Source organism: Luteimonas sp. A478, assembly GCF_054052025.1.
Genome location: NZ_JBSVRF010000002.1, coordinates 107891 through 122188 on the forward strand (window position 1 = coordinate 107891; position 14298 = coordinate 122188).

At 67.8% G+C, this 14298-nt stretch carries 13 protein-coding genes, 1 tRNA gene and 1 riboswitch; of the genes, 12 read left to right on the plus strand and 2 right to left on the minus strand.

Annotated elements, in window-relative coordinates; genetic code table 11:
- Nucleotides 1–41: 41 nt before the first annotated feature.
- Both ACW7G3_RS04175 and ACW7G3_RS04180 read left to right on the plus strand, forming a co-directional pair.
- Nucleotides 42–806 (plus strand): ComF family protein, encoded by a 765-nt coding sequence (locus ACW7G3_RS04175; RefSeq protein ID WP_456981267.1) that lies wholly within the window; start codon nucleotides 42–44, stop codon nucleotides 804–806.
- A gap of 54 nt (nucleotides 807–860) precedes the next feature.
- Nucleotides 861–1415, plus strand: coding sequence for an HdeD family acid-resistance protein (locus ACW7G3_RS04180; RefSeq protein ID WP_456981269.1), 555 nt, complete (start codon nucleotides 861–863; stop codon nucleotides 1413–1415).
- A 22-nt stretch (nucleotides 1416–1437) separates the two neighbouring features.
- Here ACW7G3_RS04180 and ubiA read toward each other — a convergent pair whose 3' ends face one another.
- On the minus strand, nucleotides 1438–2346 hold the full coding sequence (gene ubiA, locus ACW7G3_RS04185) for a 4-hydroxybenzoate octaprenyltransferase (RefSeq protein ID WP_456981270.1): 909 nt from the start codon (nucleotides 2344–2346) through the stop codon (nucleotides 1438–1440).
- Between the two features lie 40 nt (nucleotides 2347–2386).
- A complete protein-coding gene (locus ACW7G3_RS04190; RefSeq protein ID WP_456981272.1) occupies nucleotides 2387–4072 on the minus strand; it encodes an MFS transporter in 1686 nt (561 codons plus the stop codon).
- Between the two features lie 134 nt (nucleotides 4073–4206).
- On the opposite strand from ACW7G3_RS04190, the gene ACW7G3_RS04195 reads away from it, so the two are divergent.
- The 10 genes from ACW7G3_RS04195 to ACW7G3_RS04240 all read left to right on the plus strand — a co-directional run bounded on the left by ACW7G3_RS04195 (nucleotide 4207) and on the right by ACW7G3_RS04240 (nucleotide 14227).
- Nucleotides 4207–4283: transfer RNA gene (locus ACW7G3_RS04195), tRNA-Arg, on the plus strand.
- Between the two features lie 288 nt (nucleotides 4284–4571).
- Nucleotides 4572–5087 (plus strand): c-type cytochrome, encoded by a 516-nt coding sequence (locus ACW7G3_RS04200; protein WP_456975701.1) that lies wholly within the window; start codon nucleotides 4572–4574, stop codon nucleotides 5085–5087.
- Nucleotides 5088–5169: 82 nt separating this feature from the next.
- The gene (locus ACW7G3_RS04205; protein WP_456981273.1) at nucleotides 5170–6900 is read left to right on the plus strand and encodes an ExeM/NucH family extracellular endonuclease; all 1731 of its coding nucleotides are present in this window, start codon (nucleotides 5170–5172) and stop codon (nucleotides 6898–6900) included.
- 44 nt (nucleotides 6901–6944) lie between these two features.
- The gene (locus ACW7G3_RS04210; RefSeq protein WP_456981275.1) at nucleotides 6945–7613 is read left to right on the plus strand and encodes an alpha/beta hydrolase; all 669 of its coding nucleotides are present in this window, start codon (nucleotides 6945–6947) and stop codon (nucleotides 7611–7613) included.
- Between the two features lie 13 nt (nucleotides 7614–7626).
- Nucleotides 7627–8787 (plus strand): cell division protein ZapE, encoded by a 1161-nt coding sequence (gene zapE, locus ACW7G3_RS04215; protein WP_456981276.1) that lies wholly within the window; start codon nucleotides 7627–7629, stop codon nucleotides 8785–8787.
- 40 nt (nucleotides 8788–8827) lie between these two features.
- Nucleotides 8828–9061, plus strand: a riboswitch (cobalamin riboswitch).
- Between the two features lie 235 nt (nucleotides 9062–9296).
- Complete coding sequence (locus ACW7G3_RS04220) at nucleotides 9297–11780, plus strand: ribonucleoside-diphosphate reductase subunit alpha (RefSeq protein ID WP_456981277.1); 2484 nt, start codon at nucleotides 9297–9299, stop codon at nucleotides 11778–11780.
- A 164-nt stretch (nucleotides 11781–11944) separates the two neighbouring features.
- Entirely contained in the window at nucleotides 11945–13006 is a 1062-nt protein-coding gene (locus ACW7G3_RS04225; protein ID WP_456981278.1) for a ribonucleotide-diphosphate reductase subunit beta, read from the plus strand.
- Nucleotides 13007–13015: 9 nt separating this feature from the next.
- Nucleotides 13016–13528, plus strand: a complete 513-nt coding sequence (locus ACW7G3_RS04230) for a flavodoxin (protein ID WP_456981279.1) — start codon at nucleotides 13016–13018, stop codon at nucleotides 13526–13528.
- On the plus strand, nucleotides 13500–13838 hold the full coding sequence (locus ACW7G3_RS04235; protein WP_456981280.1) for a thioredoxin family protein: 339 nt from the start codon (nucleotides 13500–13502) through the stop codon (nucleotides 13836–13838). The genes ACW7G3_RS04230 and ACW7G3_RS04235 overlap by 29 nt, the downstream gene beginning before the upstream one ends.
- Entirely contained in the window at nucleotides 13835–14227 is a 393-nt protein-coding gene (locus ACW7G3_RS04240; RefSeq protein ID WP_456981281.1) for an acyl-CoA thioesterase, read from the plus strand. Before ACW7G3_RS04235 ends, ACW7G3_RS04240 begins: the two co-directional genes overlap by 4 nt.
- The last annotated feature ends 71 nt before the right edge of the window (nucleotides 14228–14298 follow it).

Below are 14298 nucleotides of genomic sequence, written 5' to 3' on the forward strand. Positions count from 1 at the left end.
TCCGATGGAATGGATGGGACAAGCCGGCCAGTCTGGAAAGCATGCCAGCGACTGTCAACCAAACCGGCCGCGAAAAAGTTGACGAGCTGCGTCGCCGGATCGGATTCTGGCTGAGCAACGATGCCACCCGCCTGCTGTGGCCGGGCCGCTGCCTGTCCTGTGGAGAAGGTGGCACCGAGGCCATCGACCTGTGTATTCCCTGCCAGTCCAGCCTGCCGTGGCTTGGGCCCGCCTGCCCGCGCTGCGCATTGCCACTGCCCGCCGTCGGGACGAGCGAGGCCGCTCCATGCAGCGCCTGCCTGGCCAATCCGCCGCCGCTGACCGAAGTGCACGCCCCGTGCCTGTATGCCGCGCCCATCGACCGCCTGCTGCCACGGTTCAAATTCCATCATGACCTGGCCGCAGGCCGGCTGCTGTCCCAGCTGATGGCCGAGCATTGTTCCGCCCTGCAGCGGCCCGGCGCGCTGGTCCCGGTGCCGCTGCATCGCGCCCGGCTGCGCCAGCGCGGCTACGACCAGGCCCTGGAACTGGCCCGACCGCTGGCCAGCGCGCTGGGGATCCCCATACGCACCGATCTGCTGCGGCGGGTGCGCGCCACCGCCCAGCAGACGCGCCTGGATGCCGCAGAACGGGCGCGCAACCTGCATCGCGCATTCCAGGCCAATCCGGCCAGTCGACTGCCATCGCACGTGGTGCTGATCGACGATGTCATGACCACGGGGGCCACGCTGCACGCCGCCGCCTACGCCCTGCGCCAGGCCGGCGTGCGCCGCGTCGACGCGTGGATCTGCGCACGCGCGCCTTGACGGCGCGGCGCGGGCAGCGTATCCGGACGGTTGTCATCGGCATGGAGTGTGGCAATGGGATCGAGTTTCCAGATGGGACTGCGCCGCAGTTGGTGGATCTTCCTTCTATATGGGCTGCTGGCCATCGTGTTCGGCGTGGCGCTGCTGCTGTGGCCCACGTACTCGGTGATGGCGCTGGTGATGGCCTTCGGCGTGCTGTCGCTGGCCGACGGCCTGGTAAGCCTGTTCAGCGCCATCCGCCGCGACCTGGCCCTGCCACGCTGGCTGCTGGCCGCCTACGCGCTGGTATCGATCGGCTTTGGCGTTGCCGCACTCATGTGGCCGGTCCATCTGGCCACCGCCATGCTCTGGGTCATCGCGCTGTGGCTGATCCTGGCCGGCATCGCCCGCATCGTGTTCGCGGTCCAGGTGCGCAAGCTGATCCGTGGGGAATGGCTGCTGGCCCTGAGCGGCGCACTGGCCCTTGCCCTGGGCATCCTGTTCCTGGCCCGCCCGGATATCGGCCTGGTGGCGATCTCGGCCTGGGTGGGGATTGGCGCGCTGTTCTACGGTGCGCTGCAGATCACCACCGGCGTGCGGATGCGATCGCGCACGCGGCTGAACCTCTGAGCACGAGCCAGCGGCGGCGGGTTCAGCCCGGCGTGTAGTCCAGCGCGTAATCCAGCGCTATTCCGGCAAATACCGCCATCCCCACCCAGTGGTTGTGCAGGAACGCGCGGAAACAGGCCTCGCGGTCGCGGTAGCGGGCCAGCAGGAATTCCCACGCCACCAGCGCCAGGGCCACCGCCAGACCGGCCCAGTACAGCGTGCCCAGGCCCACCTGCAGGCCGACCAGCACCAGGGCCAGGAAGAACAGGGTGTACAGCACGCCCTGGGCGACCAGGTCGAGGTCACCGAACAGGATCGCGGTGGATTTGCTGTTGACGCGGATATCGTCGTCGCGATCCACCATCGCGTACCAGGTGTCGTAGGCGGTGGTCCAGAAGATATTGCCCACGTACAGCACCCAGGCCACCGGCGGCACCTCGCCCTGCACCGCCGCGAACGCCATCGGAATCGCCCAGCCGAAGGACAAGCCCAGGTACACCTGCGGCAGATGGGTATGGCGCTTCAGATAGGGATAGGTGGCAGCCAGCACCAGGCCAATCAAGCTCATCACGATGGTGAGCCGGTTCATGGTGAGCACCAACGCGAACGCGGCCAGCATCAATACCGCGAACAGCACCAGCGCCTCGCGCCCCGACACCGCTCCGGTCGCCAGCGGCCGGTCGCGGGTGCGCTTCACATGCGGGTCCAGCCAGCGGTCGGCGTAATCGTTGATCACGCAGCCGGCCGAGCGGGTCAGCCATACCCCGGCACTGAACACGAACAGGATCCACGGCGGCGGAAATCCGTCGGCCGCCAGCCACAGCGCCCACCAGGTGGGCCACAGCAGCAGCAACCAGCCGATCGGCCGATCGGCACGCATCAGTTTCCAGTACAGCGCCAGCCGCGAGGGCGCAGAAGGAGGCGGGGGCGCGGCGTATCGTTCGTAGGTCACCGCGAAAGCGTAGCAAGAAGGAGCGCGATTGCCCCGCATCCTACGAGATCCGGCTGGAGTCGCTCGTCGGCTCGGTCAGCGCCTGTGGCCCGGATGCGGGCTCGGTGTGCAGGGCGGTGGTGTGGCGCTCGATCATCCGCCGGACCCGGGGCCCATCGGGCCCGCGATGCAGCGCGCGCAGGTGCGCCGGGATGGTCGCATCGTCGTGGGTGAGGCGGCTGTTGTGGCGGATGTAGTCCAGCCAGGTCGGCGTCTCGTAGCGCTCGATCCAGACCTGCGGATCGGCGAGATCGCGCAGCACCCGCCAGTTGCGCGCACCGTCTCGGCGGCGCATGCGGCGCCGCTCCGCCATCGCGCCGAGGAACTCCAGCACGTCCTCTTCACCGATGATGTACTCGACCGTGACCACCACCGGCCCGGTCCGCGGCTGTACCGGGACCGCGGTGGCAGGCTCCTTCCAGCGGCTCAGCGGATCGAGGTTGAGTTCGGTCAGCCGCGCCAGCGGGAACCGGAGGCCAAGCAGTGCACAGGCGACCATGACCGCCGCCGCCGCCAGCAGCGCCGTGCGCACGTCGGCGTTGTCAGCGACGAAACCCCACAGCCAGCTTCCCAGCGCCATGCCGCCGAACGCGGCCATCTGGTACAGCGACAGCGCGCGCGCCACCACCCAGCGCGGCGTGGACAGCTGCACCGTCACGTTGAAGGTCGACATCGCCAGCACCCATGCGGCGCCACCAAGCAGCAGCGCGGCCATCGTCAGCAGCAGAAAGCCGCTCAGGGCGGCGATGGCCGCGGCGGCCGCGAACGCGACGCAGGCGCCGCGGACCAGGCCTTCGGTGGACAGCACCTCGCGCAGGCGCGTGCTGCCCATCGCGCCAGAGACGGCTCCCACCCCGAATGCCCCGAGCAGCAACCCATAGGTCAACGGACCGCCGCCGACCAGGTCCTGGGTCACCAGTGGCATGAGCGCCATGATCGCGCTCGCGCCGACGCCGAAGACGGCGGCGCGTCCCAGGATGGTGCGAACGGCCGGCGACATCGCCACGTAGCGCACGCCCGCGGCCATCGCGCCCCCGAGCGCTTCCCGCGGCAGCAGGCGCGGACTCCGGTCCGGGCGCCAGCGCACCAGCACCACGATCAGGGCGACGTAGCTGGCGGCATTGATCGCAAACGCGGCCGCGGCGCCCGCCGCGGCGACGATGGCACCACCAACCGCCGGCCCGACGCTGCGGGCGATGTTGAAGCCCATGCTGTTGAGGGCGACCGCGCCCGGCAGCTCCCCGCGCGGCACCATGTCGCCGACGGATGCCTGCCACGCAGGCGAATTGAACGCCGCGCCGCAGCCGATCAGGAAGGTGAAGAGCAGCAGCAGCCACGGCGTGATGACACCCGACCACGCGCAAACCGACAGCGCGACCGACACGACCAGCATGAACACCTGCGCCGCCAGCATCATCTTGCGGCGGTCGAAGTTGTCCGCCATCGCGCCGGCCACCAGCGAGAACAGCATCACCGGCAGCGCGACCGAGGCCTGCACCAGCGCAACCATGTCGGCCGACTGCGCGATCGAGAGCATCAGCCACGACGCGCCGACCGACTGGATCACGCCGCCGAAGTGCGAGGAGACGCTGGCGAACCAGACCTTGCGGAAGATCGGATAGCGCATCGCCGACAGCGTCGTCGGGCGCTGCACTGGATCAGGTGGAGTCGATGCGTTCTGCGCCATCACGAGCCTGGCTGAAGGGAACGACGGCAATGGTACCGGTGGCCGTCCACCGAGCGACAATTCAGCCAGCGGATGCAAGCCCGCTACGCGAACGCTCGCAACATCCGGCCGAATAGTGGAAAATGGCCGTCTGCGCGCCTGTAGCTCAGCTGGATAGAGTAGTGGCTTCCGAAGCCATTGGTCGGGGGTTCGAATCCCTCCAGGCGCGCCATTTCCTGCGGACATTTCGTCGGGGCGGGATTCCCGGCCCGATCGCACAGCGATCGTGCGTTCGCTCGACGCGCGAACCAGTGGTTCGCAGACGCGTCGGACTCACCCCTCCAGGCGCGCCATTTCCTGACCCGCGGAATCACTGCGCGGCGCTGCCACAGCGCCAGGCGGCGGCAGCTGTTGCGCCAAAAATAAGTTCGGCCAAGGCAAATGGTTCGAACTCGCGCCCGCGTGTTCTATACTTGCCCGTCAGCTGTGGCCGGGCGGCCACGCGCCAGAACGGTGTCCCGTGCGCAATTACGACCTCGACTTCCTGAAGAAATTCTCTCTGGTGATCCTGTTCCTGGCGGTGATAACCGGGGGACTGATCTGGTTGGCTGCGGCGCTGCACCGTTCGGTGCCACCGCAGCCGTCAGAGACCGCAAACCTGGCCCGGCTTGAGCGTATTGCTCCGATAGGGTCTGTCTATGCCGGTTCCACCGGCGCGGCGGCGCAGGCCGCGGCGGCAGCTGCGGCGCAGGCCTCGGCAGCCTCACAGGTGGCCTACGGCGGCACCCTGGACGGCGGCGAGATCTACAGCAACCTCTGCGCTGGCTGCCACACCAGCGGCGCCGGCGGCTCGCCCACCCTCACCCAGGCCGAGTGGGCGCCGCGTATTGCCCAGGGCCGCGACACCCTGGTCCAGCACGCCATCGAAGGCTTTACCGGCAACACCGGCTTCATGCCTGCCCGCGGCGGCAACCCTGCGCTGAGCGACGAGCAGGTGATCGCTTCGGTCGACTGGATGCTGGAAAACATCCAGTAAGCCAGCCAAAAGCACCATCGACGAACGCCGCCTCCGGGCGGCGTTTTCGTGCCCGGAACATCACTTTCGACTGCCGCAAGCCATGACCATGCAAGCCATCACCCCCCTGTTATCCGTTGCCCTGGCCAGCCTGCTGGCTGCGGCCTGCTCCCAGCCCTCCGCCGATCCCGGCGCCGCCGCGGTGGTCCTGATCGGCACGGTCCAGGGCGATGGCGAGCGCAGCCCGCTGGAAGGCGAGGAGGTGACGGTGGAAGGCGTAGTGACCGGCAACTTCGGCAAGCACCTGGGGGGCTGGTTCCTGCAGGACGCGGGCGACGGAGACCCGGCCACCTCCGACGCACTGTTTGCACTCAGCGATGGAGATTCACCGGTGCGCCGCGGTGACAGGCTGCGGGTACGCGGCCGGGTGCTGGAACATGGAGAGGGCGACGCCACCCTGACCGCACTGCAGCCGGTTGAGCAGGAAACACTGGAGGCCGACGCCAGGGTGGAGCCACTGGTCCTGCACGGGCCACCCGAAGACTGGGAACGTCTGGAAGGCATGCACATCTGGATCCAGGCACCACTGGCCATCAGCGGCCATCGTGACTTGGCCCGGGAAGGCGTGCTGGTGGCCAGCTTCGACGGACGCCTGCCCGCGCCCACCGAAGTCGCCCTTCCCGGCGAGGACGCTCGCCTCGTGGCAGCGGACAACGCCCGTCGCAGCGTGCTGATCGACGATGCCATGCAGGACCGGGATCCACGCCAGATCTGGTATCTGCCGGAAGACAACCAGACCCCGCGCACCGGCAGCGTGCTGACCGGCGTACAGGCCGTGGTCGACCAGCGTGACGGCCAGTACCGGCTGCAGCTGCTCGACAAGCCGGTCCTGCACCCGGCACCGCGCCCGCAGCCACCGGAGGTGGAAGGCGACCTGCGCCTGGCGGTGTTCAACCTTGAAAACCTGTTCAACGGCGACGGCCGGGGCGGTGATTTCCCCACCGCACGCGGGGCGCGCAGCGCCGATGAGTACGCCCGCCAGCTGGCGCGCCTGCAGGCCAGCCTGCAGATGCTTGCACCCGATATCGTGGCGTTGATGGAGCTGGAAAACGACGGCTATGGGCCGGACTCGAGCATCGCCCAGCTGGCCACGGCGCTGGGCCCGGACTGGCGCTTCGTGGATGCCGGCGAAGGCCCCGGCGAGGACGCCATCCGGGTGGGCCTGCTGTATCGCGCCTCGGTGGTGGAGCCGGTGGGCGCTCCGGCCACGCTGGAAGGCGGCCCTTACGGCACCCGCAGCCGGGTGCCGCTGGCGCAGGCGTTCCGCGCCGACGGGGGACCGGTGTTCACCGTGGTCGCCAACCACTTCAAATCCAAGGGCTGCGGTGAAGCCGTCGGCCTCAACCGCGACCAGGACGATGGCCAGGGCTGCTGGAATGCGCTGCGCACGGATTCCGCGCGGCGCCTGGTGGAATGGCTGGCCACTGACCCGACCGGGTCGGGCACGGGGCTCGCCGCCCTCGTCGGAGATCTGAACTCATACGGCATGGAGGATCCGATCCGCCTGCTGCGCGATTCCGGCTGGCTCGACGTGTTTGAAGGCCGCGAATCGTACAGCTATGTCTTCGCTGCCCAGGCCGGGCGCCTGACCCACGCCTTGCTCAGCCCGGAGTTCGCCGACCGGCTGCGCGCAACGGCGACCTGGCACAGCAACTCCGATGAGCCGGCCAACGTCGGCTATCGTGCCGCCAACGGCGATCAACCGCTGGAAAGTCCGTGGCGAAGCTCGGATCACGATCCGGTCATTATCGGCGTAGATGCGCGCCTTCCCTGACCGGAAAACCTTGCCTGAACACCGGATCGCCTATCATTTCGATCATGACTACCCCCAATTTCCCCATCCAGTCGGGCGCGCTTTCGCTGCCCGGCCCCTCCGGCGCGCTGGAAGTGGCCGTCGATTTTCCCGATGACGATGTGGCGGCACTGCCGCTCACCGTGATCGTCTGTCACCCGCTGCCCACCGAGGGCGGCACCATGCACAACAAGGTCGTGACCATGACCGGGCGCTCGCTGCGCGAGCTGGGCGCCACCACGGTGCGCTTCAACTTCCGCGGCACGGGTGACTCTGAAGGCACGTTCGACGAAGGCCGCGGCGAGGTCGATGACCTGCGCGCCGTGGCGGCCTGGGTGCGCGAGCAGCGTCCGGGCCAGCGTCTGTGGCTGGCCGGCTTCAGCTTCGGCGCCTACGTGAGCCTGGCCGCCACGGCGCAGATCGAGCCCGGGATGCTGATTTCCATCGCCCCGCCCGCAGGCCGCTGGGATTTCGACTCCATCCAGCTGCCCACCTGTCCCTGGCTGGTGATCCAGGGCGAAGAAGACGAGATCGTCGATCCGCAGGCGGTGTACGACTGGCTGGACAAGATCGACGCCACCTCCGAGCTGGTGCGCATTCCCGACAGCGGGCATTTCTTCCATCGCAAGCTGATGGACCTGCGCGGTGCGGTCAAAAACGGAGTGCGCCAGCACCTTCCGGCCGCCGAAGCGTGACCCCCGGGCGGCGATGACCCCAACGCAGGCCTACGACGCCGGCGTTGCCGAAGGCAGCTGGCAGGATGATCCCGCCCAGCGCGCGGTGCTGGTGGAGCTGGACCGCATCCACGCTGCCGTGTCGCGGCCCGCACCGCGGCGCGGCCTGCTGGACCGGCTGCGCGGCGCCGGTACGGACGAGCCCATCGAAGGCCTGTACCTGTGGGGCGGCGTGGGCCGCGGCAAGACATTTCTGGTCGACCTGCTGCATGCCGCCCTGCCGCTGCCTGATCTCAAGGGCGCCGAGCTGGCGCGTGCCGGCACCTCCGAGCGCGCACGCGGGGCCCGCGCCGCCGCGCCCGGCAAGTACCGCACCCACTTCCACCGTTTCATGCGGCAGGTGCACGAACAGCTGCAGGCGCACGGCGGCGAACGCGACCGCTTGGCCCTGATCGTGCAGGGCTGGCGCCGCGCGGGCCTGCGTGTGCTGGTGCTGGACGAGTTTTTCGTCGGCGACATCGGCGACGCCATGATCCTGGCGCGCCTGCTGGAGCGGATGTTCGCCGAAGGCATCGTGCTGGTGACCACCTCCAACGTGGCCCCGCCCGACCTGTACCGCGACGGCCTGCAGCGCGCGCGCTTCATGCCGGCGATCGACCTGATCCAGGCCCACTGCCGTGCGCTGCATATCGAAAGCGAGACCGACTACCGCCTGCGGGCGCTGACCCGATCGCCGGTCTACCGCACTCCGCTGGATGAAGGCGCCGAAGCCTGGCTGCAGGCACGCTGGCGCGAGCTGGGCGGCAGCCAGGCCCACCGCGATGGCGGCATCGAGCTGGAAGGGCGCCGGATCGCGGTACGTGCGCGCTGCCCGGGCATGGCGTGGTTTGATTTTGACGTCCTGTGCGAAGGTCCGCGCGGATCCAGCGACTACATCGGGATCGGGCGCGAATTCCACACCTTGCTGCTGGGCGGCATCCCGGTACTGGACGGACTGCGCGACGACGCCGCGCGCCGCTTCGTCAACCTGGTCGACGAACTCTACGACCGCCACGTCAACCTGGTCTGCACCGCCGCCGCCGAGCCGCCCGCGCTGTATGCCGGCGAACGCCTGGCCGGCGCGTTCGAGCGCACCGCCTCGCGGCTGATCGAAATGCGCAGCGCCGAGTATCTGGCCAGTCCGCACCGGCCCTGAGCACCACCCCCACATTTTGCGTTGACAAATTCCCGGACCACGATATGTTGTGTCCGTCGGTTCCGGCGGGCGCTACCCGCCGGATGAAAAGGGAAGCCGGTGAAGCCGTTCCACTCAGGATCGGCCATTCCGGCGCTGCCCCGCAGCGGTAACTGGGAACGACCCCGCCATACAGCACTGGAACCACCTGGGTTCCGGGAAGCGGCGGGCAAGGTGGAGGCCACAGGCCTCCGTGCCCATGAGTCCGAAGACCTGCCGACAGCCGCGCGCAAGCACGTCGCGCGGTGCCGGCTGCGGAATCTCCGGGGGGAGATGGCTGGCGAAGCATGCGCGCGGCCTCCGCTTTCCGGGAGGCTGTCGCTGCCCCTGCGACGCCGCTTTCCCATCCTGTGACGAATCCGCCCGCCCGAGGGGGCGAGGCCGCGCCGACGCCTGCGTCGGCGCGCGCCCGTGCCCTTCACCGCCTGTCGGGGACAGGTGGATGTGCGCAACCGATCCGGGAGACATCCATGAGCAGCAACGACAGCGCCACCCTCACCACCACTGCAGGGACTCCCGCGGCGGACAACACCGCGGCTGCACCCCCCGCCCCCGCTACCTCCGGCCCCGCGGATCCGATTCCCTGCCCCCGCAGCGCCAGCCCGGTCCCGGCCAGCGGTCCCGACCCGGTCGGTGCCGGCACGGCTACCTGGATCACCAAGGAAGCCGGGAACCGCCGCATGCCCTACGATCGCACCCGTCTGGAACGCGCCATCGACCGGATCCACGCCGAGTTCCAGCAGCTCGACATCGCCCCCTACAAGGCCGCAGTGTTCGGCTTCGTCGAACGCAAGCAGGCGGTCAACGCCGACGACCTGGTCGACCACCTGATCCGCGAGGCGGAAGCCCGCGTGGACGTGACCGCGCCGGAGTGGGAGATGTTCGCCGCGCGCATCTACCTGCACCGGCTGTACAAGCGCGCCAGCCGCAACCGCTTCTACGACGTGGGCGAGAAGTACGGCTCCTACGTGGGCCTGCAGGAGAGCCTGGCCGACCGCAACATCTATTCCAACGACATCCTGCGCGCCTACTCCAAGGAGGAACTGGAGGAGGCCGGGCGCATGATCGAACCCGATCGCGACCGGCTGTTCACCTACAACGGCCTGTACCTGCTGGCCACCCGCTACCTGGCCACCGACACCAGCCGGGCGGTGTATGAGCTGCCGCAGGAGCGCTGGCTGACCATTGCCCTGTACCTGATGCAGGACGAGGGCGGCAGCGCCCCGGGCAGGCGCGAGCGGCGCATGCAGCTGGTGGGCGAGGCCTACTGGGCGCTGTCGAACCTGTACATGACCGTGGCCACGCCCACGCTGCAGAACGCCGGCAAGGTGGGCGGCCAGCTGTCGAGCTGCTTCATCGACACGGTCGAGGACTCGCTGCAGGGCATCTACGACTCCAATACCGACATCGCCCGCGTGTCCAAGGGCGGCGGCGGCGTGGGCGCCTACATGGGCTACGTGCGCGCGTCGGGCTCGGCGATCCGCGGCGTGCCCAACTCCTCCGGCGGCGTGGTGCCGTGGATCAAGCAGCTCAACAACACCGCCGTCTCGGTGGACCAGCTGGGCCAGCGCAAGGGCGCCGTCGCCGTGTACCTGGACGTCTGGCACCGCGACATCGAGGCCTTCCTGGACCTGCGCCTGAACAACGGCGACCAGCGCCTGCGCGCGCACGACGTGTTCACCTCGGTGTGCATCCCGGACATCTTCATGGAGGCGGTCGAGCGCCGCGGCGACTGGTACCTGTTCGACCCGCACGAGGTGCAGCGGATCAAGGGCTGGTACCTGCAGGACTTCTTCGACGAAAAGAAGGGCGAGGGCAGCTTCCGCACGAAGTACGAAGAGGTGGTGGCCGACGAGCGCATCAGCCGGCGCACGGTGAAGGCGATCGACATCTTCAAGCGGATCATGGTGAGCCAGCTGGAAACCGGAAACCCCTTCATGTTCTACCGGGACGAGGTCAACCGGAAGAATCCGAACAAGCATGCCGGCATGGTGTATTCGTCCAACCTGTGCACGGAGATCCTGCAGAACATGAGCCCCACCCGGCTCATGCAGGAGATCATCTCCGGCAACCAGATCGTGACCACCCGCCAGGCCGGCGACTTCGTGGTCTGCAACCTGTCATCGATCAACCTGGGCCGCGCGATCGTGCCGCAGGACGCGCAGGGCGACCTGATCACCGACGTCCTCGAACGGCTGATCCCGGTCCAGGTGCGCATGCTCGACAACGTGATCGACCTCAATCAGCTGCCGGTCCTCCAGGCCACCATCACCAACCACAAGTACCGGGCAATTGGCCTTGGCACCTTCGGCTGGCACCACCTGCTGGCCCTCAAGGGCATCCACTGGGACACGCCTGAAGCCGAGGAATTCAGCGACACGCTGTACGAGCGCATCAACCAGCTCACCATCCAGGCCAGCATGGAACTGGCCAGGGAGAAGGGCGCCTATCCGGCGTTCGCCGGCAGCGACTGGCACACCGGCGCCTACTTCCGCGACCGCGGCTACAACGATCCCCAGTGGCTGGACCTGTCGGCCCAGGTAGCGGTCAATGGCCTGCGCAACGGCTGGCTGATGGCGGTGGCACCGAACATGAGCACCGCCCAGATCGCCGGCTCGACCGCATCGATCGATCCCGTCTACTCCGCGTTCTATTACGAGGAAAAGAAGGACTACCGCCGCCCGGTCGCCGCACCGGGACTGTCTCTGGAGACCTGGCCGTATTACGAGAAGGGCGGCTATCGCTTGGACCAGTTCGCCAGCGTGCGCCAGAACGCCCGTCGCCAGCGCCATATCGACCAGTCGATCAGCTTCAACTTCTACGTGCCCAGCACCATCCGCGCCAGCACCCTGCTGGAGCTGCACATGAGCGCATGGCGCGAGGGGCTGAAAACCACCTACTACGTGCGCTCCAACGACATCGACATCAGCGAGTGCGAGTGGTGCAGTAGCTGAAAACGCATTCGCGCTTTCAGCTTCCACGGTTCGCGTTGCGAACCGTGGACCCTGCATTACCAGCTCCCAGGCCCCCGCGCCTTCGGCGCGCCCCCCTGACTCAGGGGGGCTTTCCTCCAGAAGGTTTGCGCCGCTGCGCGCCACCCGAATAAGAGAACGCAGACATGTCCGCTACCGCTCCCTCCACCGCCACCCCGCTCGAGCGCATCCGCATCCTCGAGCCGCGCCATCCCAACCGCTCCACCGGCATCATCAACGGCCGCACCAGCGGCATCCTCAACTGGAACGACATTCCCTATCCGTCGTTCTACCGCGCCTACAAGGAGCTCTCGACCAACTTCTGGATCCCGGACGAGGTCGACATGAAAAGCGATGCCAAGGAATACGGCGACCTGTCCGCGCGCGAGAAAAACGCCTACGACTCGATCATCGGGCTTCTGGCCACGCTCGATTCGCCGCAGACGCGCTTCATCTACAACGTCGCCGAGTACATCACCGATCCGGCCGCGCACGCCAACGCGGCGATCATCGGCCAGCAGGAGGTGATCCACAACGAGAGCTACAGCTACGTGCTGTCCTCGATCACCGACCTGGAAAACCAGAAGCGGATCTTCGAGATCGCCCGCACCCACCCCACCATCATCAAGCGCAACGCGCCGATCATGGGCTCGTATGACGACTTCATGCACGAGAAGACCGCCGAGACCCTGCTGCGCTCGCTGATCCAGTCCTCGATCCTGGAAGGGATCAACTTCTATTCCGGCTTTGCCTATTTCTACAACCTGGTGCGCCAGAACCGGATGGCCGGCACCGGCAAGATCATCAGCTTCATCAACCGCGACGAGCTGGCCCACACCAAGTTCATCAGCGAGGTGATCCGCGCCATCGTTGGCGAGAACCCCGAACTGCAGACCGACGAGCTGACCGACTACGTCCACGGCGCCTTCCGCCACGCGGTGGATCTGGAAATGCAGTGGACCGGCGAAGTGCTGGACGGCATCGACGGCATCAACGTGGACGAAATGATCCGCTACGTGCAGTACCGCGCCAACAAGATGGCCGGGATGCTCGGCATCGAAAACCTCTATCCGGATTCGACCGACAACGTCATGCCATGGATCCGGGCCTACGCGGACAACTTCACCGAGACCAAGACCGACTTCTTCGAGATGCGCAACGCGTCGTACAAGAAGACCAACGTCGACAACGGCTTCGACGACCTGTAGCCCCATCCGATGCGCATCCTGATTGCCTACACATCCCTGAGTGGCAACACCCGCGACGTCGCCCGCATGGTGCAGGCGCGCTGCCAGGCACGCGGACACGCGGTCACCTGGATCGAGACCGACATCCAGGGCCTGGCCGCGGCCGGCGATGATCCGCGCCACGACCTCTACCTGCTCGGCGCCTGGAGCGACAACGCCGGCCGCACGCCACCGGAGATGAAGCGCTTCATCGGCGAGCTGGTGGAAGCGGTCGGCAAGCCCCGGCGGCTGGCGGTGTTCGGCACCGGCGAGACCCAGTGGGGCGAGGAGTACTACTGCGGCGCGGTGCGGCGCATGGCCACGTTCTTCGACACCGGCTACCCGCGCCTGGAGATCGAGCAGATGCCGCACGGCAACCGCGACACGCTGAAGATCGAGCGCTGGACCGACCACGTCCTGGCCATTGCCGGCGACCCCGGCGCCACCCACACCACCATCGACAAAACCATGCCCCATGCAGACCCTGCACGCCTCATCCGCTGACGACTACCGCACCGCCCTCGCCGCCCACCCGCGGCTGCTGGTCGACTACTACAAGGACAACTGCCCCGGCTGCAGGATGCTGGAGATGTCGCTGCACAAGTTCGCCGCCGCGGATGCCGAAGGCGTGGCGCTGCTGAAGGTGAAGCTGGAAACCGTCGGCGAGGACTTTTTCCACGGCCTGGGCCTGCGCCAGACCCCAACCCTGTCGCTGTTCCGCGACGGCGTGGAAGCCGCGCGGCTGCCGGGATTCCAGTCGCCGGAGCAGATCGCGCACGCGGTCCACGCCCATTTCGCCGGGGTCCCGGCATGATCCCGGCACCGGGCCCTGCCCCCACCGAGGCACGGCTGCTGGAAATCGTGTTCCCCGACCACACCAACCATCTGGGCACCCTGTTCGGCGGCCAGGCGCTGGCGTGGATGGACAAGGCCGCCTTCATCGCCGCCTCGCGCTATGCCCGGCGCACCGTGGTCACGGCGAGTTCGGACCAGGTCGACTTCAAACTGCCGATCCGCCAGGGGCAGCTGGTGGAGACGATCGCCCGGGTGGTGGCGGTGGGCCGCACCTCAATACAGGTACAGGTGGAGCTGGTGGCCGAAGACCTGCTCAGCGGTGAGCGCACGATCTGCACCCGCGGACGCTTCGTGATGATTGCGCTCGATGCCGCGGGCACACCAACACCGGTTCCGGCGCTGCGCTGACCCTCCAATCTGAACAGCCCGGACCCGGCCAGGGGAAGCCGCTCCTATAATCCCCGGTCCCGGTGGCACCG

What these genes read in the sequence shown, in the direction of transcription:
- ACW7G3_RS04175 (WP_456981267.1), top strand. Translation starts at nt 42, where the DNA reads ATGCCAGCGACTGTCAACCAAACCGGCCGCGAAAAAGTTGACGAGCTG.
- ACW7G3_RS04180 (WP_456981269.1), top strand. Translation starts at nt 861, where the DNA reads ATGGGATCGAGTTTCCAGATGGGACTGCGCCGCAGTTGGTGGATCTTC.
- ACW7G3_RS04190 (WP_456981272.1), bottom strand. Translation starts at nt 4,072, where the DNA reads ATGGCGCAGAACGCATCGACTCCACCTGATCCAGTGCAGCGCCCGACG.
- ACW7G3_RS04205 (WP_456981273.1), top strand. Translation starts at nt 5,170, where the DNA reads ATGACCATGCAAGCCATCACCCCCCTGTTATCCGTTGCCCTGGCCAGC.
- ACW7G3_RS04210 (WP_456981275.1), top strand. Translation starts at nt 6,945, where the DNA reads ATGACTACCCCCAATTTCCCCATCCAGTCGGGCGCGCTTTCGCTGCCC.
- zapE (WP_456981276.1), top strand. Translation starts at nt 7,627, where the DNA reads ATGACCCCAACGCAGGCCTACGACGCCGGCGTTGCCGAAGGCAGCTGG.
- ACW7G3_RS04220 (WP_456981277.1), top strand. Translation starts at nt 9,297, where the DNA reads ATGAGCAGCAACGACAGCGCCACCCTCACCACCACTGCAGGGACTCCC.
- ACW7G3_RS04225 (WP_456981278.1), top strand. Translation starts at nt 11,945, where the DNA reads ATGTCCGCTACCGCTCCCTCCACCGCCACCCCGCTCGAGCGCATCCGC.
- ACW7G3_RS04230 (WP_456981279.1), top strand. Translation starts at nt 13,016, where the DNA reads ATGCGCATCCTGATTGCCTACACATCCCTGAGTGGCAACACCCGCGAC.
- ACW7G3_RS04235 (WP_456981280.1), top strand. Translation starts at nt 13,500, where the DNA reads ATGCAGACCCTGCACGCCTCATCCGCTGACGACTACCGCACCGCCCTC.
- ACW7G3_RS04240 (WP_456981281.1), top strand. Translation starts at nt 13,835, where the DNA reads ATGATCCCGGCACCGGGCCCTGCCCCCACCGAGGCACGGCTGCTGGAA.